The 25845-nt window shown below is 64.7% G+C and carries 24 protein-coding genes and 1 tRNA gene; 14 read left to right on the top strand and 11 right to left on the bottom strand.

The genetic code is table 11. The annotated features are described in order from the left end of the window. Positions 1-15: 15 nt before the first annotated feature. Positions 16-92, bottom strand: a tRNA-Met gene (locus AC5IJH_RS05520). 185 nt (positions 93-277) lie between these two features. Here AC5IJH_RS05520 and AC5IJH_RS05515 point away from each other — a divergent pair. The 4 genes from AC5IJH_RS05515 to AC5IJH_RS05500 are packed head-to-tail and all read left to right on the top strand — an operon-like array spanning position 278 to position 4779. Beyond that, positions 278-1429, top strand: a complete 1152-nt coding sequence (locus AC5IJH_RS05515) for an acyltransferase family protein (RefSeq protein WP_491901804.1) — start codon at positions 278-280, stop codon at positions 1427-1429. Between the two features lie 5 nt (positions 1430-1434). Beyond that, positions 1435-2184, top strand: coding sequence for a 3-deoxy-manno-octulosonate cytidylyltransferase (gene kdsB / locus AC5IJH_RS05510; RefSeq protein ID WP_491901803.1), 750 nt, complete (start codon positions 1435-1437; stop codon positions 2182-2184). Between the two features lie 34 nt (positions 2185-2218). Beyond that, complete coding sequence (locus AC5IJH_RS05505; protein ID WP_491901802.1) at positions 2219-3547, top strand: hypothetical protein; 1329 nt, start codon at positions 2219-2221, stop codon at positions 3545-3547. 20 nt (positions 3548-3567) lie between these two features. After that, a complete protein-coding gene (locus tag AC5IJH_RS05500) occupies positions 3568-4779 on the top strand; it encodes a pyridoxal phosphate-dependent aminotransferase (protein ID WP_491901801.1) in 1212 nt (403 codons plus the stop codon). Positions 4780-4835: 56 nt separating this feature from the next. Here the strand turns inward: AC5IJH_RS05500 and AC5IJH_RS05495 are convergent, their stop codons facing one another. Further along, positions 4836-5270 carry a hypothetical protein gene (locus AC5IJH_RS05495; RefSeq protein ID WP_491901800.1) on the bottom strand — a complete coding sequence of 145 codons (435 nt, stop codon included), beginning with the start codon at positions 5268-5270 and terminating at the stop codon, positions 4836-4838. Next, on the bottom strand, positions 5267-5869 hold the full coding sequence (locus AC5IJH_RS05490) for an RNA polymerase sigma factor (protein WP_491901799.1): 603 nt from the start codon (positions 5867-5869) through the stop codon (positions 5267-5269). The genes AC5IJH_RS05495 and AC5IJH_RS05490 overlap by 4 nt, the downstream gene beginning before the upstream one ends. 175 nt (positions 5870-6044) lie before the next feature. On the opposite strand from AC5IJH_RS05490, the gene AC5IJH_RS05485 reads away from it, so the two are divergent. The 3 genes from AC5IJH_RS05485 (at position 6045) to AC5IJH_RS05475 (ending at position 9160) form a co-directional block, all read left to right on the top strand. Further along, positions 6045-6536, top strand: a complete 492-nt coding sequence (locus AC5IJH_RS05485) for a hypothetical protein (RefSeq protein ID WP_491901798.1) — start codon at positions 6045-6047, stop codon at positions 6534-6536. Continuing rightward, positions 6526-7641 carry a mannose-1-phosphate guanylyltransferase gene (locus AC5IJH_RS05480; protein WP_491901797.1) on the top strand — a complete coding sequence of 372 codons (1116 nt, stop codon included), beginning with the start codon at positions 6526-6528 and terminating at the stop codon, positions 7639-7641. The genes AC5IJH_RS05485 and AC5IJH_RS05480 overlap by 11 nt, the downstream gene beginning before the upstream one ends. A gap of 76 nt (positions 7642-7717) precedes the next feature. Then, positions 7718-9160, top strand: coding sequence for a phosphoglucomutase/phosphomannomutase family protein (locus AC5IJH_RS05475; RefSeq protein WP_491901796.1), 1443 nt, complete (start codon positions 7718-7720; stop codon positions 9158-9160). A gap of 20 nt (positions 9161-9180) precedes the next feature. On the opposite strand, the gene AC5IJH_RS05470 is transcribed toward AC5IJH_RS05475, so the two are convergent. The 6 genes from AC5IJH_RS05470 to AC5IJH_RS05445 form a co-directional block, all read right to left on the bottom strand. After that, entirely contained in the window at positions 9181-9888 is a 708-nt protein-coding gene (locus AC5IJH_RS05470) for an energy transducer TonB (RefSeq protein ID WP_491901795.1), read from the bottom strand. 78 nt (positions 9889-9966) lie between these two features. Continuing rightward, complete coding sequence (locus AC5IJH_RS05465) at positions 9967-10512, bottom strand: glutathione peroxidase (protein ID WP_491901821.1); 546 nt, start codon at positions 10510-10512, stop codon at positions 9967-9969. A gap of 54 nt (positions 10513-10566) precedes the next feature. Further along, positions 10567-11325: an AIM24 family protein gene (locus AC5IJH_RS05460; protein WP_491901794.1), complete on the bottom strand. Its 759-nt coding sequence runs from the start codon at positions 11323-11325 to the stop codon at positions 10567-10569. Positions 11326-11442: 117 nt separating this feature from the next. Then, positions 11443-11934, bottom strand: a complete 492-nt coding sequence (gene coaD / locus AC5IJH_RS05455) for a pantetheine-phosphate adenylyltransferase (RefSeq protein WP_491901793.1) — start codon at positions 11932-11934, stop codon at positions 11443-11445. Positions 11935-12075: 141 nt separating this feature from the next. Next, entirely contained in the window at positions 12076-13161 is a 1086-nt protein-coding gene (gene recA, locus AC5IJH_RS05450; RefSeq protein ID WP_491901792.1) for a recombinase RecA, read from the bottom strand. A gap of 135 nt (positions 13162-13296) precedes the next feature. Continuing rightward, complete coding sequence (locus tag AC5IJH_RS05445) at positions 13297-14871, bottom strand: FAD-dependent thymidylate synthase (RefSeq protein WP_491901791.1); 1575 nt, start codon at positions 14869-14871, stop codon at positions 13297-13299. Between the two features lie 231 nt (positions 14872-15102). On the opposite strand from AC5IJH_RS05445, the gene AC5IJH_RS05440 reads away from it, so the two are divergent. Together AC5IJH_RS05440 and fabG are read left to right on the top strand one after the other, a co-directional pair. Beyond that, positions 15103-15852, top strand: coding sequence for a YqjF family protein (locus tag AC5IJH_RS05440; RefSeq protein ID WP_491901790.1), 750 nt, complete (start codon positions 15103-15105; stop codon positions 15850-15852). 146 nt (positions 15853-15998) lie between these two features. After that, positions 15999-16757 (top strand): 3-oxoacyl-[acyl-carrier-protein] reductase, encoded by a 759-nt coding sequence (gene fabG / locus AC5IJH_RS05435; protein WP_491901789.1) that lies wholly within the window; start codon positions 15999-16001, stop codon positions 16755-16757. On the opposite strand, the gene AC5IJH_RS05430 is transcribed toward fabG, so the two are convergent. Further along, positions 16754-17710 (bottom strand): YihY/virulence factor BrkB family protein, encoded by a 957-nt coding sequence (locus tag AC5IJH_RS05430; protein ID WP_491901788.1) that lies wholly within the window; start codon positions 17708-17710, stop codon positions 16754-16756. The genes fabG and AC5IJH_RS05430 overlap by 4 nt on opposite strands. A gap of 216 nt (positions 17711-17926) precedes the next feature. On the opposite strand from AC5IJH_RS05430, the gene AC5IJH_RS05425 reads away from it, so the two are divergent. Together AC5IJH_RS05425 and AC5IJH_RS05420 are read left to right on the top strand one after the other, a co-directional pair. Beyond that, entirely contained in the window at positions 17927-18712 is a 786-nt protein-coding gene (locus AC5IJH_RS05425) for a dienelactone hydrolase family protein (RefSeq protein ID WP_491901787.1), read from the top strand. Positions 18713-18980: 268 nt separating this feature from the next. Then, on the top strand, positions 18981-19328 hold the full coding sequence (locus tag AC5IJH_RS05420) for a helix-turn-helix domain-containing protein (protein WP_491901786.1): 348 nt from the start codon (positions 18981-18983) through the stop codon (positions 19326-19328). A gap of 123 nt (positions 19329-19451) precedes the next feature. On the opposite strand, the gene AC5IJH_RS05415 is transcribed toward AC5IJH_RS05420, so the two are convergent. Beyond that, entirely contained in the window at positions 19452-20330 is an 879-nt protein-coding gene (locus tag AC5IJH_RS05415) for a rhomboid family intramembrane serine protease (protein WP_491901785.1), read from the bottom strand. 176 nt (positions 20331-20506) lie between these two features. On the opposite strand from AC5IJH_RS05415, the gene purH reads away from it, so the two are divergent. The 3 genes from purH (at position 20507) to AC5IJH_RS05400 (ending at position 25816) form a co-directional block, all read left to right on the top strand. Further along, on the top strand, positions 20507-22120 hold the full coding sequence (purH, locus tag AC5IJH_RS05410) for a bifunctional phosphoribosylaminoimidazolecarboxamide formyltransferase/IMP cyclohydrolase (protein WP_491901820.1): 1614 nt from the start codon (positions 20507-20509) through the stop codon (positions 22118-22120). A gap of 314 nt (positions 22121-22434) precedes the next feature. Next, positions 22435-24534 (top strand): tetratricopeptide repeat protein, encoded by a 2100-nt coding sequence (locus AC5IJH_RS05405; protein ID WP_491901784.1) that lies wholly within the window; start codon positions 22435-22437, stop codon positions 24532-24534. Positions 24535-24640: 106 nt separating this feature from the next. Further along, positions 24641-25816: a deoxyguanosinetriphosphate triphosphohydrolase family protein gene (locus tag AC5IJH_RS05400; RefSeq protein ID WP_491901783.1), complete on the top strand. Its 1176-nt coding sequence runs from the start codon at positions 24641-24643 to the stop codon at positions 25814-25816. The last annotated feature ends 29 nt before the right edge of the window (positions 25817-25845 follow it).

The following is a 25845-nucleotide window of genomic DNA, read 5'->3' as shown; positions in this document are numbered from 1 at the left end:
TCGCGGGGAAAATGCTGGTGGCGGTGAGTGGAATCGAACCACTGACCTACGGGTTATGAGTCCGTCGCTCTAACCATCTGAGCTACACCGCCGGGCAGCCGGAAAGCGCGGCAGAGCGCCACGCGGCCAGCCCTTATCTTAGGGAAGCCCTCCAGGAGCGTCAATCACACAGCCGTGGTGTGGCTGGCCGGCCGCCGCTCCACTACCTTGCGAATCTGCGCAGGCGAGTTCCCTGAAGAAGCAGCTCCATAGGCACTGCCTGGCCGCCGAGGTTCGGATGAAGCGCAAGTTCGTCCTGCTTGATGGCTTGCGTGGGGTCGCTGCCCTGGCGGTAGTCGCCTTCCATGCGGCTGTGATCTCCGACCGCCAACTTGTCCCGCATGGCTACCTGGCGGTTGACTTCTTCTTCCTGCTCAGTGGATTCGTGCTCGCCTCCGCTTACCAGGAGCGCCTTGACGACGGCTGGTCCACGCTCGGATTTTTGAAGGTTCGCTTTGTCCGGCTCTACCCGCTCTATATCGCTGGCCTTGCCCTCGGCCTGTCCTGTTTGGTCATTCGGAAGGAATTCGGCAACAACCAAATGCCGAACGCTTTTCTACTGCTCGCAACTGTGTTCGGGTTGCTGCTGCTGCCCACGCCAGCTTCTTCGCTGGCGCCCTTGAACCCGAACGCCTTTCCCCTGAACGTCCCGGCGTGGTCTCTGTCAATGGAGGCGCTCGCTAACGTGGCGCACGCCCTGTTCCTCCGCCGTCGTAGCGATCTCTTCATTGCCGCCGCTGCTGCAGCCTCGGCAGTACTCCTGGCCGTGGCGGCGGTCCGATACCACGGACTTAACATCGGTGCCCATCACAGCGATTTCCTCTGGACCGTTCCGCGTGTGTTGACACCGTATCTAATGGGCATGCTGCTGTATCGCTTCTGGCAACGCAGGCCGTTGCGCTTCGCGCTATCGCCCTGGGTAGCAGCGACTACACTCCTGCTGCTCCTTGCGGTCCCCGTGCGCGCGAATGGCAGCGTCGGCTATGACCTATTGGTGACGCTGGTCGTCTTCCCCGCCCTGATCCTGACCAGTGCGACTGCTCAGCCCCACGGCAGGTCGGCGACACTCTACTCGCAAGCTGGTGCAATGTCATACGCGTTGTACATCCTGCACATTCCTGTGCGCGAGTACTTCGCCCAGCTCTGGCCCAGGATGACTCATCACTCCGTCGCGGGGCTCGCACCGACCCTGGTGCTGCTGGTGCTGTCTCTCACCATCGCTCTGCTAGCCGATGCTACCTACGATCGCTGGACACGCGGGCGGCTCGCGCACTGGTTGCAGCCACATGCTGCGCCGCAGACGGCCTCCCCGCAAGTCGTCCTCATCCCGATGGAGCCGCAACTCGAGTGGCCATACACGGAGCCACCGCCTCCGTCCCCTGTACCCTGATCCACGTGACTCCCACCGATCACGTCCTCGCCGTCATCCCCGCACGCCTCGCCTCTACCCGTCTCCCCCGCAAGGTGCTGCGCGACATCGCCGGCAAGCCGATGCTGCAGTGGATCGTCGAAGCAGCTCTCGCCGCACCGCGGCTCGATCGCGTCGTGGTGGCGACGGACAACGACGAGGTAATGGAACTCGCCCGCCAGCACGGGTGGGACGCGGTCCTCACCTCGCCCGAGCTGCAGAGCGGCTCTGATCGTGTGCATGCGGTGGCGCAGCAGATTCCCGCAGACATCATCCTCAACATCCAGGGCGATGAACCACTGCTCCAGCCCGCGCACATCGATGCATTGCTTGCACCCTTCGCGCGACCCGGGATCGACGCCCAGGTGACCACGCTCTGGACTGCCTGCACTCCCGACGAGATCGCCGACCCCAACGCGGTGAAAGTCGTGCTGGCCGAGGATGGCCGCGCACTCTACTTCTCGCGCTCCACCATCCCGTTCGATCGCGACAGAACGGGAGGCATCGTCTACCGCAAGCACCTCGGCCTCTACGCATATCGCCGCGCGGCGCTCGACCGCTTCGCCAGCCTGCCGCCCCACCCGCTCGAGCAAAGCGAGCGCCTCGAGCAGTTGCGCCTGCTTGCGCACAGCATCCCCATCTACCTCGAAGAGACGCCCTTCTCTACGATCGGTGTCGACACCGAAGCCGACCTCGAGCGGGTGGCGACAATTCTTCGGCAACGGACAAACTTGTAACCACGGGCCAGCTCATCTGGTACCGTGTGGGCGCATGGCTGCCAATGTCCAGTCCGCGCCTGATGCGCCCAGGCGCGCTCTGCCCGCCTCGCCGGCATGCCCCTGGTGGCAGCGCGTCGCTTTCCGCTTCGCGATCATCTACCTGGGCCTCTACTGCTTCGCCTCGGCTCTCAATCTCTCTGCCATTCCTTTCGGCGATTTCGTCCAACAGGCGCTGACCTGGCCCTTCGCTCACGTCACCGTCTGGGCCGGTACCCACATCTTTCATCTGAGCGGCGTCGCGGCGACGCGGCACCAGACGGGAAGCGGCGACACGGCGCTTGACTGGGTTCAAGTCACCCTGCTTTTAACACTGGCCGCGCTCGGGAGCGCAATCTGGGCGTTTTTGAGCCGGCAGCGCGCCGCTCACCCTGCGGTCGTGACGTGGTTCTTGCTGCTGGTGCGGTACACGCTGGCTTTGGCGATGATCGAGTACGGACTGATCAAGATCTCTCCTCAACAGTTCGGCCCCCTCACCTACCGTCAGCTTGGAGAACCATTCGGCAGCGCCTCGCCTATGGGCATGCTGTGGACCTTTATGAACGCATCTTCGGCCTACACGCTGTTCTGCGGCACCGTCGAGTTCTCCGCCGGATTGCTGCTGCTGTTTGAGCGCACACGAGTCCTGGGGTCACTGCTCGCGTTGACAGCGATGGGGAATGTGCTCGCGCTGAATCTCTGCTACGACGTGGACGTGAAGCTCTATTCGTTCCATCTTCTGCTGATGGCGCTCGTGCTGGCGGCCCCCGATCTGCATAGCCTGACGAATTACCTCCTTCGCGGCCGTGTCGCCATACCGACGGTGGTTCGCGTTCCCCGAGACGAACGGCGCTGGATTCGCATGACGGGCCGCACACTGCTGACCGCGTTTCTGGGACTCACGCTATATGCCAACCTGTCGAGCGCACTGCAGGCGGTGCGTCATCCGTGGATGCTTCAGAACCGCCCCTCCTTCGCCGGGCTTTGGAATGTCACGAGCTTCGAGCGAAGTGGGGTCCAAGCTCCCGCAAACGATCCGCACCGTTGGCGTCAACTTGCCATCGATTTTCCCGGCTGGTGGGTCATGGAGCCATCCGATCCTGCGACTCCGGGTCACGGGTATCAGGTCACAAGCGCAAATGGAGATCACTACGCACTTCACGATGTGGAGTCTGGGTCGACTGCGAGCCTGGTGTTGCGTAGTGCAGGGCAGGGACAAATGGTGTTGACGGGCACACTGGACGGGGCGCCCGCGACGCTCCGGCTCTCCCGAGTGGACGACCGCAGCTTCCGATTGCAGAATCGCGGCTTTCACTGGATCAGCGAGTACCCGTTCAACTACTGACGCCCTGTAAACTGGCAGCCATGAGCGCCACCGCCGCCCCTGCCAGCCTGACCAGCGCCCCCACCTTTGCCGAGCGCATTGGCCGCATCGAGATCTCTGCCACCATGGCCGTCACCGCCGCCGCGACCAAGCTGCGTGCCGAGGGCGCGAGCCTGGTCGACTTCGGTGCCGGCGAGCCACACTTCGCGACGCCGCGGCACATCAAAGACGCTGCCGTGGCCGCCATCGAGGCGAACTTCTCGCGCTACACCGTCGTCTCCGGCATCGCCGAAGTGCGGAAGGCCATCGTCGAGCGGCACGCGTGCGACTTCGGCTCTAACTACTCGCCGGACGAGGCTGTCTTCACGACAGGCGGCAAGCTCGCGCTGTTCAACGCCATCGAAGTGCTGATCGATCACGGCGACGAGGTCATCCTCCCCGTTCCCTACTGGGTCTCCTACAAGGACATCATCCAGTTCGCCGGCGGCAAAGTGATCTATCTCGAGACCGCCGAGAGCGAGAACTTCCGCATCACCGCCGAAGCCATCGAGAGCGCGATCACGCCACGGACCAAGGCGATCATCCTGAATTCGCCGTCCAACCCGGCCGGCTCCGTTATCGCGCGCGAAGACCTCGAGCGCATCGTCGAACTCGCGCATCGTCGCGGCATCTACCTCATGCTCGATGAGTGCTACGTCTACCTCCAGTTCGAAGGCAAGCCGTTCTCCGGGGCATCGATCGCATCCGCCAAGCCACACGTCATCGTGCTCGGCTCCCTGTCGAAGACCTACGCCATGACCGGCTGGCGCGCTGGATTTGCCCTTGGCCCCAAGCCCATCATCACCGCGATGAGCAAACTGCAATCGCAGTCCACCTCATCCACTGCGGCCATGGTGCAGAAGGCAGCCGTCGCTGCGCTGACCGGCTCGCAGGAGTGCGTCGCCGAGATGCGCGCGGACTACATTCGCCTGCGCGACACCATTGTTGCCGGGCTGCGCAGCCTGCCCGGCGTCACCTGCACCATGCCCGAGGGCGCCTTCTACGCCTACCCCAACGTCTCCGGCCTGCTCCGCAAGTCGGGCATCGCGACACCTGCCGAGCTTGCGACTCGCCTGCTGCACGATGCCGGCGTCGTCGTCGTTCCTGGCGAGGCCTTCGGCACGCACGAGCACATCCGGCTCTCCTACGCCGTCTCGCACAAGGATGTCGAGCAGGGTTTGGAGCGCATGCGCCAGTTCGCCGCGAAGTTCTAGTTCAAACAACCCGAGCAGAAAGCCCGCCGTAGTGGCGGGCTTTTCGTTGTATCGGCTCAGCGCTCGATAGCCCGCTGCTTCGCCTCAATGAGCCTGCCGGTGAGCGACAGTGGCACAAGCGCGATCAGCAACGCGATCGCCAGCCACCCGAGCCGCAGGCGCGAGGCGTCTCCAATCGAGCTGTACGCCGCAGTCACGTACGAAGGGAGGCTCAACAACGCGCTCACATGCGTCGCGGGCAGGTGCTCCGCAGCGCCCCTCAACACCGCTGCCATGCACAGCGCCAACACCACGCAGCCTGCAGCCAACCCCGGCAGCGCACGACGCCAGGGGAAGGCGAGCGGTCGCGGCCCGGCGGAAGCCTCGGCCTCCGCATGCACACGCGCCATCACCGCATGCGTCAACGCGGGCGAGGGCGTGAGTTGGGGAGTGTCCGGTCCCAGGCTCCGCTGTAATTGTCGGTCCAGTTCTGCGTGATCGTTGGTGCTCATCCCACCACTCCTTGCTCTGCGCTCTCCACCGTTGCTGGTTGACCAGGCCGCAGGCGTGCCAGCTTCGCTCGCAACAACTGCCGTCCACGAGAGAGATGCGCCTTGAGGGTGCCCTCCGGCACGCGCAAGGTTCGCGCGGCAGCCGGCAGGTCCATCTCCTGAAAGTAGTACAGCAACACGGCATCGCGATACTTGGCCGGCAGCGTCAGCACGGCACTATGCACGATGCGGTCCTGCTCCCGCGCGCAGAGGTCGTCCCTCAGCGAAGCAGGCGCGGCCGGCTCCGCCGCATCCTCGAGCGCTACCATGCGAGCGGGGACCCGTCGTACCTCGTCCCGATACACATTGGTCGCCAGCGCAAACAGCCACGTCGAAAACGCTGCGTCGCCGCGATAGGTCGCGAGTCGCCGGTACGCGCGCAGAAAGGCCTCTTGCGCCATCTCCTCCGCGCGCCCCGCATCGCCACAGAACCGGAAAGCAAGGTTCACCAGCGGACCCTGCCAGCGCCGCACAATTCCCGCAAATGCGTCCACGTCGCCGCCCAGCACGCGCGCGACATCCTCATCATCCTCGTTCGCGGGCTTTGCGCGGTCATTCATGCACTCTCTTTACGCAGCAGTGAGACCGCGGTTCCTCTCTCGCGGTTGCGTTTTCTTCGGAACCGGGAGCCTGCGGAAGAAAACGCAACCGCCAAAGATCTGAGCCTGTCTTACCCGGCGAATGAACATCGTGTCTTCGCCGTTCAAAGGGCGAGGCACCCCCGAGGAGTCTGGTATGGATATCTTTCGTCCGGAGATCATGGTCTTCGTCTTCCTGATGGTCGCGGCGCTTTCGTTCTTCTCCTGGCTCTCCGTCGGCTCCTACCTCAACGCCCGCCGCCGCGAGCGCGATGCCTACTACCGCAACGAGACCGTCCGGCGACTGACCGAAAGCCAAGGCGCGGGCGCCGACGCCGCAATCGGGCTACTGCGCGAGGATGATCGCCTGCGCGTGGCGCGCCGCATAGAGTCCATCCGGCTCGGCGGCCTGATCACCGTGGCGATCGGCATCGGCATCATGGTTTTCTTCAGCTTCATCGATCAGGACACCCGGCAGGTGGGCGTCGCCATCGGCAGCATCCCGCTGCTGGTCGGCGCCGCGTTGCTTCTGTATGTGTACGTGCTCGCGCCAAAGCGCGCGTCGGGTGGTGACTTCGGTCTGCCGGGGCAACCCGCGACGGCGGGTAGCGCTTCTGCTCTCCGATACCATGAACGGGATGACGCCTAGCCCCCACGACTTTCGCCCTATCATCCTGGCCGGCGGCAGCGGCACCCGGTTCTGGCCGCGCAGCCGCAAGGCCCGCGCCAAGCAGGTGCTCGCACTCGACGGCGAACGCACCATGATTCAGCGCACGCTCGATCGCCTGCTGCCGATTACGAACGCCGATAATGCGTGGGTCATCACCAACGATCTGCTCTCGCCCGCAATCTGCGTGCAGCTCGACGGCGTGCCGCCCGACCAGGTGCTCTGCGAGCCGGCCGCACGCAACACCGCCCCCGCCGCCGGCCTCGCCGCCTTCCTGCTCGAGCGGCATGCTCCCAACGCCGTCCTCGGAGTCTTCCCCGCGGATCACGTCATCGGCGACGAGCCGCGCTTTCTCGAAACACTGGCCAAGGCCATCGCACTTGCATCCAGCGGCGACAACATCGTCGTGCTCGGTGTGACGCCGACGCGCGCCGAAACCGGCTACGGATACATCGAGACCGCAAGCGAGCTCGAGCCAGGCATCAACCGCGTCCGCCGCTTTACGGAAAAACCCAATCAGGAGAAGGCAGAGGAGTTTCTCGCCGCCGGCAATTACTGCTGGAACAGCGGCATCTTCCTGTGGAGCGCACGCACCCTGGCCAACGCCATGCGCGAGCATCTGCCCGAGACATCACCGCTGCTCGAGGAGATCGCCTCGGCCCACGGCACGCCGCGTTTCGCCGAGGTCTTCGCCGATCTCTACCCCCGCTGCGAAAATATTTCGGTCGATTACGCAGTGCTCGAGCCGCGCTCAGCCAAAGGCGAGCATCGCTCAAACCTTTACTGTCTGCCAGCAGATTTCGGCTGGAACGACCTGGGCTCGTGGGCCGCGCTCTACGAACACCAGCTCGCTCAACAACCGAACGCCGCCGCTGCCAACATCACCGATTCCTCCGGTGCCCTGCCCATCGACGCGCACGGCAACTACGTGTACAGCCCCGGCAAGTTCGTCGCCATCGTTGGCGTCAGCGATCTGGTTGTGGTCGATACGGGCGATGCGCTGCTAATCACCTCGCGTCAGCACTCGCAGGACGTCGGCAAGGTCGTTAAGCAACTGGTCGCGCAGGGCAAGACCGAACTCGTGTAACCGCATATCATCCACAGCCTGGGTACATGCACGCTCATCCGCAGTGCCGTGGCGTGCATCATAAAATGTTCCGATCATGACCACCTCTGCTCCGATCAAGTTCGGCACCGATGGATGGCGCGGCGTCATCGCTGAAGACTTCACCTTTGCGAATGTGCGCGTCGCCGCTGCGGCCATCGCCAGTTACGTTTTGCAGAACGAGGATGCTAGCCGTGGCCTCTGCATTGGCTATGACACGCGCTTCGGCTCCGCGGCCTTCGCCCGAACCGTCGCCGACGTCGCCGCGGCCGCAGGCATTCCCGTGCGCCTGGCCCGGGGTGTCACGCCGACGCCCGCCTTGTCCTATGCAGTGCGCACGCTCGGCGCAGCCGGCGGCGTCATGATCACCTCCAGCCACAACCCATTCCAATGGAACGGCGTGAAGTACAAGGCAAGCTATGGCGGCTCAGGCTCGCCCGGCATCATGGGGAAGATCGAAAGCTATCTCGGCCAGCCGTTACCGACAGCAGACAAAGCTGCCGCGATCGAAGCCGTCGACTTCTGCGAGCCATACGTCGCAGCGATTGCGCGTTTCGCGGATCTCGATGCCATTGCCCGCGCCGGCCAACGGTTCGTCATCGATGCGATGTATGGCGCAGGCGCAGGCGTGCTCGCCGGCTTGCTGCGGCCGCTCGGGGTCGATTGCATTGAGATCCGCTCGCAGCACAACCCGCTCTTCCCCGGCATCAACCCCGAGCCTATCGAGCCGCATGTGCGCGCGCTGCAGGAGACCGTCGTGGCCGAGCACTGCGATGCCGGCCTCGTCACCGATGGCGACGCAGACCGACTCGGTGCGGTCGACGAGCACGGAAACTTTGTCGATCCGCATAAGATCTTCTCCATCCTTCTCCGCTGGCTGCTTGAGCGTAAAGGCTGGACCGGCGGCGTCACCCGCGCGTTCAACACCACGAAGATGCTCGACCGCATCGCGGCGAAACATCACCAGAAGCTCTACGAGCACGGCATTGGCTTCAAGTACGTCTGCGATCTGATGCTCGAGCACGACATCCTGATCGGCGGCGAAGAGTCGGGCGGCATCGGCATCAAGCGCCACCTGCCGGAGCGCGATGGCCTGCTCAACTGCCTGCTGCTGGCAAACGTGATGGCGGACGAGAAGAAGACGCTCGGCCAGCTTGTCGCCGACCTGCAGCGCGACTTCGGCGAGCACCACTACGGCCGCATCGACCTGCACATCCCGGATGAGGTGAAGAACGCTGCCATCGCGCGCGCCCGCATCGTCAAGGACGGAGCCACCGACTTCGCTGGCATGCGCGTGCTGCGCGTCGAGATGCTTGACGGCATCAAGTTCTACCTCGACAACCCGGAAGCAGCCCGCAAGCCCAACGCCGCCGAGACCTGGCTCTTGCTGCGTGCCTCCGGAACAGAGCCGCTGATGCGCATCTACTGCGAGTCCGTCTCGCGCGACTCGGTGCAGCGCCTGCTCGAAGCCGGACGCACCTTCGCCCTCAGCAGCCGCTGAACCTCGCTCCCGGACAGCACTCATTCCCCGAGATGGAAGACGACGCGCACCGTTGTCTCCACTTCCACCGGCTGCCCGTTCAACAAGTAAGGGCGATACCGCCAGGTGCGCACCGCATCAATTGCCGCGGCCGTCAGCAGCGGCGGCCCGCCGACGACGTGCAAGTTCTCGATCGCGCCGCTCTTCGCAATCGTCGCCGCCAGAGTGACGATTCCACCGACGCGTGCAGCACGCGCGATTGCTGGATACTGTGGCTCCGTCCCGCTCACCTTGTTTCCTGCCATCACGCCTGACGAGATCGCGAGCCGCTGCGGCTGCGCCACATGCACGATGGGTGGCGCCGCCGTTCCTATAGAGTCCGCTAGCCCATCAAACGGGCGCGCTGCCGCGCCATCGCTTAATGGCGCAATTCCGGGATCAGCAGGAGGCGCTGGTGCCTCGGGCGCGACGGACGTGGGAATAAGAGTGGGGGCTGCAAACGGATTGGCAGCCGTTGTCGCGTGAACTGAGGCGACTGCGCGGGGTGCGGGCTGCACGTGCGCAGCCGGCGGCCGTGGCGCCATCAGCAACATGCTCAAACTTTGCTTTGGCAGCGACGCCGGATGCAGCAACGGCAGCAGCAGGAGCACGCCGACAGCCGAACCGTTGATCAGCGCGGCGACGCCGGAGAACCAGCCGCCACGCGTGCGAATCCTGCCGCTTGATTCAACCAGCGCATCTTCGAACATCGCGCACCTCGCGCCCAACAGTGCCTTTCGTGTTGAGCACTGCTATAGACACGAGGTGCGCCGCGGTTGTTCCCGCGCTTACTTCGAGAGCAGCGACTCGATGCGCTCGATCAACTTTGGATTGGTCGGCTCGATGTCGGAACCGAAGCGCGCAACCGGCACGCCTGCACGGTCCACCAGGAACTTCTCGAAGTTCCACAGCACCTCGGGCTCCGACGTAGGCGTCACGCCGAACTCGATTAGGTGCTGCCGTAGTTCGCGCGTATCGTTCTCGCGCTTTGGGAGCGCTTCGGTCAGTGCAGCGTAGAGCGGATGCTTCTGCGGCCCCACCACCGTCACCTTCTCGAACATCGGGAACTTCACGCCGAAGTTGGTCGTGCAGAACTGCGCGATCTCCGCGTTCGTCCCCGGCTCCTGCTCAGCGAAGTCATTGGCGGGAAAGCCGAGCACGGTGAAACCACGTGCGCTGTAGCGCTCCTGCAGCGTCTCGAGACCCTCGTACTGCGGCGTGAAGCCGCACTTTGACGCCACATTCACGATCAGCAGGACTTGGTTGCGGTAGTCGGCAAGAGTGGCCTGTGTGCCGTCGATCCGCCGCAGCGGAATATCTTCCAGAGTAGCCAGCATGTCGTTGTCTCCTGCCTACAAGTATAGGCAGGAGACCGGGTGAGAGAAGTCCTAGCGCATGCCGTCCAGGATCGAGCCGACCAGTCCGCCGACCACACCAGCCTGCGTCGTCTCCGCGCGCCGCTCCGTCGGCATGTACTCCTGCAGCTTGTGTGCGAGCTTCGCGATCGGCAGCGATTGCAGCCAGACCCGACCCGGGCCGGTAAGCGCCGCCAGAAAAATGCCGTCGCCGCCGAAGATCATGTTCTTGATCCCCGGAACGCGCGTGATCTGAAAGTTCACATTCGTGTCGAACGCGCCAACGTGGCCCGGGTGCACGCGCAGCAGTTCCCCGGGCTGCAGGTCCTTGATGATCAGCTCGCCTGAGAGTTCGAGCCACGCCATGCCGGTGCCGCTCACCCGCTGCAGCAAGAACCCGTCACCGCCGAAGATGCCTGCGCCCAGCGACTGCTGGAATCCGACCCCGAGCTGCACGCCAACCGTGGCGCACAGGAAGCCGTGGCGGTGAATGAAGTACTCCCGTCCATTCGACACCTCTACAGGCACGATATGCCCGGGCACCTTGGTCGCAAACGCCACCTCCCCCGGCGCGCCGACAGCGCGGTACTCTGTCATGAACAGCGTGCCGCCACCCGCCACACGCTTCAGCGCGCCGAAGATGCCGCCCCCGCCGCCCATCTGCGTGTGAGTCGTCATCTGGATCGATGCCGACATCCACGAGAGCTCGCCCGCCTCCGAGATGACGACATCATTGTGATCCAGCAGGAACTCGAGCACCGGCATCGTCGTGCCTTGAATCCGGCTCTGCATTGCTTCCTCCTCATCCAGTCGGGGACAGCATACACACGAGCCGCCGGGGTAGCGCAGAAACTCTGGTGCTATCGCCTCGGTGACGGCTGTCTGCGGCGTCTCAGGTTCAACGAGCGTTCACGAGATTTCGGCTTCCCGCGCACGCAACCGTTCCAGCACCAGCTCCGGGACCAAGCCCTCGATCGAGCCGCCCAGGTGAAAGATCTCCTTCACCAGCCGCGAGCTGACGTAGGAGAATCGCTCGGCCGGCATCATGAACACCGTCTCGAGGTCGGGCGCGAGCCGTCGATTCATCATCGCCATCTGCAACTCGTATTCGTAATCGCTGATGGCACGTATCCCGCGTAGTAGCGCCTGCGCCTTCTGCGCATGGACAAAGTCGACGAGCAGGCCGTCAAAGCTGGCCACCGACACGTTCGGCAGGTGCCCGACGGACGCCTTCAGCATCTCGCAGCGCTCGGCCGCGGTGAACAACGGGCGTTTCTGTGAATTCTGCAGCACCCCCACCACCAGGTGATCGAAGATCTTCGCCCCGCGCGCGATCAGGTCGAGATGCCCGTTCGTCATCGGGTCGAAGCTGCCGGGGTAGATGGCTTTGACGGTGTTCATCAGGTCAGGCTGGAGTGTAAGCGCGGCCGCAGTCCGGCGTCCACAGAGTCGCAGCGCGCGCGCTCATCGGAACTCCGGTGAGCATGCTGCAAAGAAAAAAGAGGGCGGCTGTGAGAGCCGCCCTCAGCGCGTTCAGTGAACTTAAGCCTGGGGACGCCGCGCAGCCGGACGCACTGCTGCTTCCGCCATTGCGGGACCATTGACCGGAACAGACGGAACCTCTGCTTCCTTGACGCCGGAAATGCCAAGCTTCTGCCGGAGCTGCTGGTGCATGCGGTCAAACGTGTCGCGATTGTCCTTCAGGTACTGGCGGACATTCTCGCGGCCCTGGCCGATGCGCTCCCCGGAGTAGCTGAACCATGCACCCGATTTCTCCACGATGTTGTTGGCCACCGCCAGGTCGAGCACGTCGCCTTCGCGCGAGATGCCTTCGCCATAAAGAATGTCGAACTCGGCCTCGCGGAACGGCGCCGCTACCTTGTTCTTCACCACTTTGACCCTCGTGCGCGAGCCAACCACCACGTCGCCGTCCTTCACCGCTGCAATGCGACGAATGTCGACGCGGACTGAGGAGTAGAACTTCAGCGCGCGGCCACCAGTCGTCGTCTCGGGATTGCCAAACATCACGCCGATCTTTTCGCGAATCTGGTTGATGAAGATCAGGCAGGTGCGCGACTTCGACACCGTGCCGGTCAGCTTGCGCAGCGCCTGCGACATCAGGCGCGCTTGCAGGCCGACGTGCGAATCGCCCATCTCGCCATCGAGTTCCGCCTTGGGAACGAGAGCTGCTACCGAGTCGACGACCAGCACATCGATCGCCCCCGAGCGCACCAGCGCTTCTGTGATCTCAAGCGCCTGCTCGCCGTAATCCGGCTGCGACACCAGCAGATTGTCCGTGTCGACGCCAAGCTTCTTTGCGTAGATCGGGTCGAGTGCGTGCTCCGCGTCTACGAACGCAGCCATGCCGCCGGCCTTCTGCGCCTCGGCAATGATCTGCAAAGTAATGGTGGTCTTGCCCGACGACTCCGGCCCGAAGACCTCGACCACGCGCCCACGGGGCACGCCGCCCACGCCGAGTGCCGCGTCAAACGAGATGGAACCGGTGCTGATGGTCGAGATCGGCACGATCGCCTCTTTGCTGCCGAGGCGCATGATCGAACCCTTGCCGAACTGCTTCTCTATCTGTGAAAGCGCCAGTTCTACAGCGCGTGCGCGGTCATCTGCCATGCCCGAAACCTCTCCATCCCGCCGGTCTGGCCGGCTTCTGCAACTTGTTTATTTCTTGACTCACTCCCGAGTCTACGTGCGAATCAGGGGGCGAACAAGTGTCGAAGGTCATAACCCGAACCGGGCAGACCTGCCTCACCTTTTGAGCAGATCCACCGGCTCTCGAACATCCGTCACCCGGATGTGCCGCGCCAGCCCGGGATGCTGCCGCTCGATCGCCTGCTGCATCTCCCACGCGACCCGGCGGTACGAAAAATGCCCCTGCGGCGCAGAACGCAGCTCGCTGATGTACAGCGCCTCGGCGAAGTCCATCTGGAACAGCGCCCGGCAGCGCGTGCCCAGTGGCAGCAGGTAGCGCGCGGTCGCCTCCGCCTCCGGAGCGCCGCTCGCCGCCACCGCTGCAAACGCCTGGTGTGCCGTCGTCATCGCGCGCTCGTAGGTGCCCTCGAGCCCCGCCTCGGCCAGGCCCTCCGGCACATCCCAACCATGCGCAGCGGTAAAGCGCTGCACCGTCTGCTGGCAGCGGCGATGGCGATGCATGTCACGGAACCCACCGATGTCCATCAGGATGTCAAAACGCAGCGGTCCTCCCGCGGCAAACTCGCGCAGCAGCTCATCGTGCCGCCCACGATGCCGCAACCCGAGCTCGATCAGCTCATCCACACGGCTCGCGTTAAGCGCCGCAACGCGCTCCCGCACCTGCCGGAACGAGTAGTGGCATACGCCATAAAGCAAGGTCGCGGCGATCTCTACCTCGAGCGACGGCCCGCGCTCGACCAGGTCGACGACGGGCGCGTCCGCGATGGCAGCACCGGCCATTAACTCCTCGGCCGCCTGCACCAGCTCGCGACGCGTCTGCTGGTGGTAGGCGTTCGGCGCTGCATACTTCACCAGCGTGGGCGCCACCTTCACGTCCCGCTCCAGCAGCGACGCCGCGCGCTCCCGCGTCTCCGCGTCCAGCGCGGCAGACAGGGCGCGTTTCTCATGCCCATGCACATCCCACGCCGGTCCTGCAGCCGCCGCACGCAGCCGCTCCCCCAGCTCGCGCACTTCGGCGTGCTCGTCGGTCAGCAGCCGGCTCACCTGGGTCTCGAGCGTGCGGGCATTCACAATCTGTCCCAGTGACGTATTCGTGGCCAGCGGCAGCAGGTAGCGCGCCACGTCGAAGGCGCGCGCCCGCAACGTCCGCTCAAATGCCTCGGGCTTCATCTCGGCCGGCCGCTCGACCCGGCTCATCAGCGAGCGCAGCACACCCTCGCTCACGCTGAAGTAGTCGGCAAACAATCGCTCAATCGTTAATTCGTAGGTGAACTGCGCGTCATTCGCACGACCGAAGTCGGGCAGGTACCAGCCGCTGCGGCGGAAGTCCTGGTAGCGCGTCGAGCGCTCCTGCCCATCCCAGCGCTGCTCGTCGACCAGGATGATGGCTGCCAGGAGGCTGAGCCGTTCCACCGCGAAGGCGACATGTGCCAGGTCGGCGATCGAGCGGTGCCCGTACTGGAAGTAGAACGTGTTCAGGAACTGCTCGGCGCGCTGCGAAGAGATCTCGCGCAGCGACTCCTTCATCGACAGCGCCGACCGCGAGTACTTCGCCATCGCGTAGGCCAGCACCTCGGGGTCTGCGCCGTGCACCGCGTACACATCGGTCTGGTTGCGCGGGCGCTCGCCGCCATCGGGCGCCGTCGCGGGCGGCAGGGGAGCCACGTCCATATCAGGCATTGTGCCCTCAGCATACGGCCCGCCTGCTGCGCCGGCCTGTGCAGAATCCGTCCCAAATTGCAACACTCCAAGCCCTCCCGGCCTCCGCGTTGCAACAGGCAAATTGCCAGTCCGCGGCCGCTTCGCTACTCTTGTCCCCGGAGCCCGTCCCAAGCGCCCGTGCAGGACATTCTCAACACGACCGGACACCGGCCTACTCCGCTGCCCCGCCGACACTGGGCCATGACCCAGCGCTGGAACGATCTCCTGTTCGCGCACTGGCCCATCACGGCTGCATCGGTCGCACCGCTCTTGCCCTCCGGACTTGTTCCCGACACGTTCGACGGATCAGCCTGGATTGGCGTCGTGCCCTTCTGGATGGATCGCGTGCGCTTCAGCGCTCTCCCGCAGGTGCCGGGCACGGACAAGTTCCCCGAGCTCAATCTCCGCACCTACGTGCGCGAGGAGAACACCAACCTCTCCGGGGTCTACTTCTTCTCGCTCGACGCGGCAAATCCGCTGGCAGTATCGGTGGCCCGGCTGGTCTTTCACCTGCCCTACTACTGGGCGCACATGGCGATCCAGGCGCTGCCGGACCGGCACTTCGCCTACCGCAGCGACCGTCGGCTCACGCGGGACCCGGTGCGTTTCCGCGCACGCTACCGCAGCCTCGGACCGACCGCACGACTCGCGCAGAGCACGCCCGGTACCATTGAGCACTTCCTCACCGAGCGTTACCGGCTCTACACCTCCGACCGGCGCGGCCGCCTCCTCCAGGGAGAGATCCACCACCTGCCCTGGCCGCTCGAAGCTGCTGAAGCCGAGTTCGACCAGAACGACCTGCCTCGCGCCCACGGCCTCACCCTGCCAGACACCAAGCCCCTGCTCTACTACGCCCGCGAGCTCGTCGTATACGTCTGGTCGCTCGAACTGGCCAAAGGCTGGAAGCCCGGCCTCGCTGCGACCCCAGTCCCCGCCGCCGAGCCGCTCTAGGGGAGCTAGGAGTTCATAGCTTGCGAAGCAGCAGGTCTCGCCTTCGCTGCACGGGCATGACGATTCAGCACGGAAGCATCGTGCTTGTGCCAAGCCGCCTTCCCCGACCGCTTCCTCGCCGGCCACCCATCGGCGATACTGCCCCCATGACAGATCGCCACACCGAACTCGCGGGCAAGATCGCCCTCGTCACCGGAGCCTCGCAGGGCATTGGCCGTGCCTGCGCCCTCACCCTCGCCGCCCAGGGCGCCACCGTCGCGCTCGCTGCGCGCAATGAAGACAAGCTTCGCGCCGTCGCAACAGAGATCGTCGCCGCCGGCGGACAGGCCGACCCGTTCGTCCTCGACCTGAGCAGCGAAGCCTCCATCAAGGACACGGCCAAGGCCGTCATCGCGAAGCACGGCCGCATCGACATCCTGGTCAACAACGCCGGCATTACGCGCGACATGCTGCTCCTGCGCATGAAGCGCGCGGACTGGGACGACGTTCTCGCCACCAACCTGACCGGCACCTTCCTGATGACGCAGGCCGTGCTCAGCTCGATGATGAAGGCGCGCTGGGGCCGCATCATCAGCATCGCCAGTGTCGTGGGCCAGACCGGCCAGGCGGGCCAGGCGAACTACGCTGCCTCGAAGGCCGGCCTGGTCGGCTTCACCAAGTCGGTTGCGCGCGAGATGGCCTCACGCAACGTGACCGCCAATGTGGTCGCGCCCGGCATGATCGAGACTGCCATGACCGCCGTCCTCGATGAAAAGCAGAAGGCCGCCATGATGGGTATCATTCCGCTCGGCCGTCCCGGCACAGATGAAGAGATCGCCCACGCCGTCACGTTTCTTGCCTCGGACAAGGCTGCTTACATCACCGGCCACACACTGGACGTCAACGGCGGCATGCACATGGCCTAGGCGGCCGGAGCGCCGCGCCGCCCGGGTGCCGGCATGGCCGCGGGCTCTGCTGCAGTGGCCGGACTGGTGCGGCGTCCCTCAATCTGCTTCAGCAGCTCCGCATTCAGCTCTGCTCCCACCAGCACCAGCGCCGCGACGATGTAGAACCAGAACATCAGGATGACCACGGCTCCCATGGAGCCGTAGGTCTTGTCATAGTTCGCGAAATGGCTGAAGTAGAAGCCGAGCGCCAGCGAACTGATGAAGATGCCTAGCACCGCGACCACTGCGCCGATGAAGGTGTCGCGGAAGCGCTGCTTGCGGTTCGGCGCCAGATAGTACTGGACCTCGATCGCCACCACGGTGAAGACGAAGATGGTCGCAAGCCGCACCACCGGCCAGACCATCGCAAACGCGCCCGGCACCGGGAAGAGCTCTGTGACAAAGTGGCCGAACCGCGGCCCCAGCAGCAGCAGCAGCAGGCTCACCAGTCCCAGCAATCCCGTCGTGACAGTCAACACCAAGGCCTGCAGCCGGTCGCGCCACCAGCTTCGTGTCTTCTTCACGTCATAAGCCACATTGAGCGAATCAATCGACGCTGAGAAGCCGCCTGACGCCGTCCACAGGTAGCTCAAGAGGCCAATCGAGAGAATGCCCCCTCGGTGCGGCTGCAGCACGCCACTGACTACCTTCTGCACCATCTGCATCGCGTCCGCCGGCATCAGCACGGCCAGAATGCCCATCAGCTGGTCGAACAGGTGAGGGATCGGCAGGTAGCCGAGCATCGCGGAGAGAAAAATCAGCAGCGGCACCAGCGAGAGGATGAAGTAGTACGACATGGCCGCGGCCATGTTGAAGGCGCGTGTCCGCATCAACTCGTTGTAGACCGTTACGGAGAGCTGCTTGATCCGTTTCCAGCCTTGCCGGGAGAACCACCGCTTCGCGACATCTCTGACGACCTTCGGCCCTGGCATATGCACTCTGGTTGCGATGGCCGACCTCGCGGATGAGATGGCTCCGTGACAGAGAGTGGATCTTTTTGCGCAACACAAAGCCGATTCCGCGCTGGCTTTTGATCGATCCACTCCTCGGCTTGCGTCGCGGCACACCCGGCAGCCATACTCTTGCGGCTGCTCCGGACTGGGTATGCCTGGACCGGCGCAGGTCTCTTCTTCCGAACGAGGTCGCCCATGCTGTCACTCTCTGCTGTTCGCGCTGCATTGCTGGTCACCGCTGCCCTGCTGCCGTTCCCCGCGTTCGCTGCCGACGCCATCAGCCCCGTCGAGGTCAGCTATCCCAGCGGATCGGAGACAGTGAAGGGCCTGCTCTACTTGCCGCAGGAGAGCGGCCAGGCGATCGAGCGCCACCCGGCAGTGATCGTGATTCACGAGTGGTGGGGACTCAACGACTGGGTCAAGCAGCAGGCTGCCGACCTGGCGGCGCACGGCTACGTCGCGCTCGCGGTCGACCTCTACCGTGGCCAGGTCGCCGATGACCCGGACACCGCCCACCAGCTCAGCCGCGGGCTGCCGCAGGACCGCGGCGTTCGCGACCTGAAGGCGGCCGACGACTTCCTCCACGCGGACAAGCATGTGAACGGCTCGCGTGTCGGCACCATCGGCTGGTGCATGGGTGGGGGCTACGCGCTCAATTTCGCCGTGAGCGATCCTCGGCTGAAGGCTGTGGTCGCCAACTACGGTCCGCCACCGACCGACCCGGCTTCCCTGAAGCAGATCAAGGCTCCAGTCCTCGGCAACTACGGCGGGCTCGACAAGGGCATTGCCCCGGCCAGTGTCGAGGCGTTTGCTGCCAACCTGAAGCAGCAGGGCACCCCGGTGGACATCAAGATCTACCCCGACGCCGGACACGCCTTCGAGAACCCGAACAACAAAGCCGGCTACAAGCCCGAAGACGCCGCGGATGCCCACGCCCGGGTCCTGCATTTCTTCGCTCAGCAGCTCGGCGGCCGGCCGTAGCGCGTTCATTCGACGAAAATTAACGTTGGCACGAGAGAATAGGCTTCAGACACGTGCGGGATCGGTTAACCCGTTACCTCGTCTGACACGTGCAGGGAAGTCCTATTCCCGGAAAGTTGCAGAGCTGTTCCTCGCAGGGAGACACGCCGCAAATTACTCTTGCTCTTGATGTTCCGTGCATGTTAACTATGCAGCCAACTAAACAGACAGGAGTCCCTCGCCACTGCAGTCCCGGTCCCGGCGTGGACTTACGAAAGCCAGGCAAGCGATGAAAATTGGAATCACGATCCGGGGTTATCGGCTGCAAAAGGGTTTATCGCAGGGTGATATCGAGAAGCGTACGGGGCTCCTGCGGTGCTACCTGTCGCGCGTCGAGAACGGCCACACGGTCCCCTCGCTCGACACGCTGGCCAAGATCGCCCAGGCGCTCGATCTGCCGCTCGCCCAGTTCTTCGCTGAGGACTCGCTCGGACGCGAGATGAACACCCAGAAGCTGACGGACGAGGAGCTCCGCTTCCTCACCCAGATTCGTCGCTACTCGACCAATCTGAACGACAGCGATCGCAAGCTGCTGCTGGCAATGGTCAAGAAGTTCGCCGCCACCGCAGTTCGCTAAAACCGGACCAGCTCAGGATCACACAACGCCGAAGCGACTGTCCCTGCCACACGGGGCGATCGCTTGGCGTTGGCGCGTCTATTTCGCCACTTACGTGCGTCCGCCGGTTCATTGCGTCCGCTGCTAACTGCGGAAGAAGCTGCTCAGGAATCGCGCAGCCAATACAATCACCAGCAGTGCGCCGCCAAAGGCGATCCACTGCTGCCGGATCCACCGGCCACGGTCCGAGCCAAGCTTTGGCACCAGAGGAAAGCCCAGCAGCACTCCGGACAGGAAGCCGCCCAGGTGAGCCATGTTGTCGATCTGGACCGGCCCGCTGAACATATCGCTGCCGAACCCCAGCGCGAAGTTGAGAAACGCGAAGTAGTAGACGCTGCGCCGCAGCCGCTTCACTTCGCGGGGATCGAACGGCAGTAGCTTGGAGCTGAGTAGCGGGATCAGCACACCGGCAATCCCGAACACCGCGCCTGAGGCGCCCACCCCCACCGCGCCCGGGTTGACCGCGATACTGAGCAGGTTGCCGACAACGCCGGTGACAAGATACGTGGCCACCACGCCGGCGCTGCCCAGCAGCGATTCCCCCAGGATGCCCAGGTTGTAGAGGCACCACATGTTGAGCGCCAGGTGAAGAATGCCCGCATGGACGAAGGTCGCCGTCACCAGACGCCACCACTCGCCGGCCAGAACACCGATCACCGGCGAACCGGGAGCCACCTGCACCAGCCCGGCGTTACCGCCCCAGTGCAGCAGTTGCAGCACTGTCGGCGACGTGGGAGAGACCCCGCTGAACACCATCAGCACAAAGACGGCGATGTTGATGCCGAGCAGGACGAAAGTCGCCGGAGCGATCTGCCACGCGGGTCTGCGCGGCCGCGGAGCCACCGGACCCGGATAGGGGGATGACCCGGGCGCGTACCCCGGGTGTTGGTCCGCGTATGCATCCGGCAGCGGACCGGGCGGCAGAATCTCTGGTTGGGACCGCGACTCGGCGCGTGACTCCATGGCTTGAAGCTATCAGGTGCGCGGGCGGCGTGCAGTGCCGGTCCCCGGCTCTTTCGATCGCCCTGCATTCTGGCCGCCGGGGTGGAACCGTGCCGCACCCGTCATGCACACTAGAGAAGCGGTTGCTCGCCCCGCAGCAGTTCCAGTTCGCGAGAAGGAGATTCGCCACCGTGCAAGTGCCAGATGCCGCGCAGACGCGCTCACAAGCAACCGGCGACGGGCGCAGACCGATCCGCCGTGCGCTGCTCAGTGTCACCGACAAGACCGGCCTCGTGGACTTCGCGCGTGCGCTCGCCGCCCATGGTGTGGAGCTGGTTTCGACCGGCGGCACCGCCCGCTCCCTGCGCGACGCGGGACTCGCCGTTAAGGACATCTCCGAGCTGACCGGCTTTCCCGAGATGCTCGACGGCCGCGTCAAGACGTTGCACCCCAAGGTGCATGGCGGCATCCTGCACATCCGCGATAATGCCACGCACCAGGCGGCGGTGGCCGAGCATGGCATCGAGCCGATCGACATGGTTGTCGTGAACCTCTACGCCTTCGAGCAGACCGCATCACGGCCCGGCGTCGCCTTCCACGAGATCATCGAGAACATCGATATCGGCGGCCCGTCCATGGTGCGGTCCGCGGCGAAGAACTTCGACGACGTGGCCATCGTGACCGCCGTCACCGACTACCCCGCGCTGATCCAGGAGCTCGAAGCGAATGGCGGCGCTCTGGGCCGCGAGACGCGCTGGCGGCTCGCACGGCAGGCCTTTGCACTGACTGCGTCTTACGACAGCGCGATTGCGGCCACGCTCGCGCAACTTGCACACCCTGCACAGCCCGCAGTGCCCGCCCAGAGCGCAGGAACGGCGCCATTTCCCGACCCGCTGCGGCTCAGCTACCCGCTTGCGACCAGCCTGCGTTACGGCGAGAACCCGCACCAGGCAGCTGCCCTCTACACCGACGGCAGCGGCACCGGCGTGGCAGGCGCAAAGCAGCTCCAGGGCAAGGAGCTGAGCTACAACAACATCGTCGATCTCGACGCCTGCTGGGCACTGGCTGAGGAGTTCGAAGAGACCGCCGTCGCCATCATCAAGCACACCAACCCCTGTGGCGCGGCCACGGGCGGCACCGTGCTTGAGGCCTACCAGCGCGCGCTCGCCTCGGACCCGGTCTCGGCCTTCGGCGGGGTGATTGGCGTCAATCGGGAGATCGACGAAGCCGCTGCAGAGGAGATCGCGAAGCTCTTTGTCGAGGCCATCGCGGCCCCCGGCTTCACACCCGGCGCGCTGTCCCGCTTTGCCGCCAAGAAGAACCTGCGCCTGGTCGTGGTCCGCCCAGCGAAACCGACCCGGGTCCTGAAGCAGGTCTCAGGTGGCGCGCTGCTGCAGGACGCCGACACCGGCCACATCACGGCAACGGATCTGCGGACCGTCACCAGGCGGCAGCCCACACCAGAGGAGCTCGAAGACCTGCTCTTTGCCTGGACAGTCACCAAACACGTCAAATCGAACGCGATTGTGTACGCGCGCGACCGCCAGACCATCGGGGTGGGCGCAGGCCAGATGAGCCGGGTCGATGCGGCGCGCTTCGGAGCGATGAAGGCTGTACTGCCCATGGCCGGCTGTGTGGCTGGCTCGGACGCATTCTTTCCCTTCCCCGATGGGCTCGAGACAGTGGTCCAGGCCGGGGCCACGGCGGTAATCCAGCCCGGAGGGTCGGTGCGCGACGACGAGGTCACCGCCGCCGCGGATCGTCTGGGCATTGCCATGGTGTTCACCGGGATGCGGCACTTCCGTCATTGATCGCCCGGCCGCGTCGACCCGATGAAGTGGCTGGATGAGTGGGCCAACTTGTTGAGAATGATCCGCCGGTTACCGTGGGAGACACACCAAAGGGGTAGGCAGGCCCGATTCCCGCTTCCCCCTCGCATCCCATGCGGTATTAGAATCGTCTATCTGCTAGAAGGAGAGATCGGGCGAGCGTGCGTCCTCCACGGCCCAGTGTCGGCCCTCTGGACCCTGCCATCCGGTAACCACCCCGCATGAAGTGCCGTACCCGTAGGACTTCCCCGCCCTGCTCCGCCCTTTCCCGGTCCGCGCGCGTTTCCGTGCTGGCTGTGGCCACCCTGCTGCTCTCTGGAGCCCCGCTGCTCGCCCAGACCGCCAGCACCGCGACGCCGGCCAGTGCCGACAAGTCGGTAGACAAGAGCCATCCGGGCAAAAACGATTCGTCCGCCCCGGTCTCGGCGCAGGAGACCCCCCGCGGTCAGGCTTACTACCACCTCGGGCTGGCCCATACCTACGAAGATCTGGCCGTGAACACCGGCCGCCAGGACTACGCCACGCGCGCGGTCGAAGAGTACAAGCAGGCCCTGAACGCAGACCCCGAGTCGCCCTTCCTCAACAATGGGCTGGCCGAGCTCTACTTCCGCACTGGGCGGGTTCGCGAAGCCATCAGCGCGGCGCAGGACACGATCAAGCGGGACCCCAAAAATGTGGCCGCACACAAGCTGCTCGGCCGCATTTACCTGCATTCGCTCGGCGACATGCAGAACGGCGCCTCACAGCAGGTGCTCGACCTCGCTATCGGTGAGTACAAGCAGATCAACGCGCTCGACCCCACAGATATTCAGAGCCATCTGGTTCTCGGCCAGCTCTACACGGTGAACCACGAGTCGCAGGCTGCGCAGCAGGAGTTTGAGGCCGCGCAGAAGATCGATCCCGACTCCGAGGACGTCGCGCTCAACCTGGCCCGCCTCTACGGGGAGAGCGGCGACATGAAGCATGCCCTGTCCACGCTGCAGGCCGTGCCCGAAGAGGACCGCAGCGCAAAGCTCGACTTTGCCCTGGGCGCCGGCTACGACCAGGTGAAGGACACCAAGGATGCGGTGAAGGCCTACCAGCAGGCCGTCGATCTCGACCCGGACAACCTCGATGCCAAGCGCGCGCTGGCGCAGGCCCTGCTGAACAACAACCAGCTCGAGGACGCCGAGCACGCCTACCAGGAGATCTCGACGGCGGACCCGCAGGATCCGCAGTCGCTCGTGCGGCTCTCCGAATGTCAGCGGCGTCTTGGCCACTATGAGCCGGCACTCGCCACGCTCAAGAAGGCGCAGGAGCTCGCGACCGATTCGGACGAGATCACTTACAACGAGGCGCTGACGCTCGATGCGCTGGGCCGCTACGGCGAGTCCGAGGCGCTGCTGCGCAAGCTCGTCGCCAGCTCCGCCAAGCCGGACAACCGCTACGCGGACAGCGACAAGGTCAACCGCTCGATCTTTCTCGACCGGCTGGCCAATGTGGAGCGCGAGCAGAACAAGACCGAGCCCGCCGTGGACGCCTACAAGCAGATGATCCTGCTGGGCGGCGAATACACCGAGCGTGGCTACCAGGGCGAAGTCGACGCGTATCGCGATGCCAAGCAGTACGAGAAGGCTACCGAGGTTGCTCATGCAGCCGCGCAGGCTGCCCCGGGTAACAAGGCGATGCAATTGATGCTGGCTGGACAGCTCGCCGACACAGGCAAGCCCGAAGAAGGCATCGCACTGGCGAAGGCACAGCTCAAGCACACCAAAGACGACCGCGATGTGTACCTGGCACTGGCGCAAATCGACACGCGCCTGCGCCGGTGGAAGAACGCAAGCGATGACATCGATGCGGCAGCCGCAGTGCCCGGAGCCGGTGACGACGACACGCGCTACGTCCTGTTCCTGCGTGGCGCACTCGAAGAGCGGCAGAAGCACTTCGACGCGGCCGAGGACTACTTCCGCAAGCTGCTGGCCATCGACCCCAACAACAGCATGACGCTCAACTATCTGGGCTACATGCTGGCCGACCGCGGCGTGAAGCTCTCCGACGCCCTGGCCATGCTGCAGAAGGCCGTCCAGCTTGACCCGCAGAACTACGCGTACCTCGACTCGCTTGGCTGGGCCTACTTCAAGATGGGCCAGTACCCGTTGGCCGAGGAGAACCTGCGCAAAGCAAGCGAGCGCGTCTCGACCGACCCGACCGTCCACGATCACCTGGGCGAGCTCTACGAAAAGACCGGACGCCTGCGCCTTGCGGTCGCGCAGTGGGACCAGTCGCTCGCGCAGTACTCGCGCACCGTCGCCGCCGATGTGGATGAGACGGACGTGAGCAAGGTGCAGAAGAAGCTTGAGACGGCGAAGGTGAAGCTCGCCCGCGAGTCCGGCCCGAGCACGGAACCGAAGCGCTAAGCGACAACCGAACACCCGAAGAGAGCCCTGCGGCCCACCCGCTAGGGCTCTTCTCATTTGCTCGCAACCGCTCGCAGTTAGACTGGACGAGCCCGACCTGATCCTGATGCGATCTGAACTCATCTCCACGCCGAGCGCCGCGCATCCCCTGCCCGCGGGATGCGCCGTCACCAGCAGTCCGGATGAGCCGCTCACGGCGCGGCAATACGCGGAGCCGCAGCACGCCTACCGCTCGCCCTTCCAGCGCGACCGCGCGCGCATCATCCACGCACGCTCCTTCCGCCGCCTCGCCGGCAAGACGCAGGTCTTCGCGCCCGGCTTCTCTGACCACTACCGCAGCCGACTGACCCACACCATCGAAGTTACGCAGCTGGCGCGCACCATTGCAACGGCGCTCGGACTGAATGAAGACCTCGCCGAATCGCTCGCGCTGGTCCACGATATCGGCCACCCACCGTTCGGCCATGCCGGCGAGCGCGCCCTCGATGAAGCGATGCGCGCTCACGGGCTGCGCTTTGATCACAATCTGCACGCACTGCGTATCGTCACGCAGTTTGAACGACGCTACGCCGCCTTCCCCGGCCTGAACCTGACACTCGGTGTGCGTGAAGGCATCATCAAGCACTCGCGCGACTACGATCCTGCAACTCATCCCGAACTGACTGCGTACTTCCTCGACCAGCAGCCGCCGCTTGAGGCGCAGCTCATCGACCTGGCCGACGAGATCGCCTACCTGACAGCCGACCTCGACGACGGCTTCTCCTCAGGCGTGCTCGACCTCGCTCATGTGCGGGCACACGTCGCGCTGTTCGAGCGCTTCTATGCGCCGATGGCGGAGCAGCACCCCGGCGCCCATGAAGAGCGGCTGATCGACGAGGCGCTTAAACGGCTGCTGAATGCGCTGACCAGCGACCTGATCGAGCACACGCGCGGCGTCATCGTCGAAAACGGCATCACGACGCTCTCGGATGTACGGCGCGCGCCGCATCGGCTGGTGGCCCTCTCGCCAGAGATGGAGTCGCTCCGCCGCCAGGCAAAGCAGTACCTGGCCGTGCATCTGTACGCCAGCGATGCGGTCACGCCGGACCACGAGCGCGCCCGCACTGTTCTGCAGGCGCTCTATGGCTGCTTTGTTGACAATACGTCACTGCTTCCAGCACATTTCTCACCCTCGCTGGCCAGCGAGGGCGCGCCACGCACGGTCGCCGACTACCTTGCCGGCATGACAGACCTGTTCCTGCTGGCGCAGTACGACAAATTCCGCGATCGCTGCCGCTCCTGAGCGGACAACGATTGCGCTATCTGTATCCG

This window comes from Candidatus Dedyshia acidiphila, assembly GCF_051025295.1.
Lineage (GTDB): Bacteria > Acidobacteriota > Terriglobia > Terriglobales > Acidobacteriaceae > KBS-83.
This window is presented reverse-complemented; position numbering and strand designations above follow the sequence as displayed.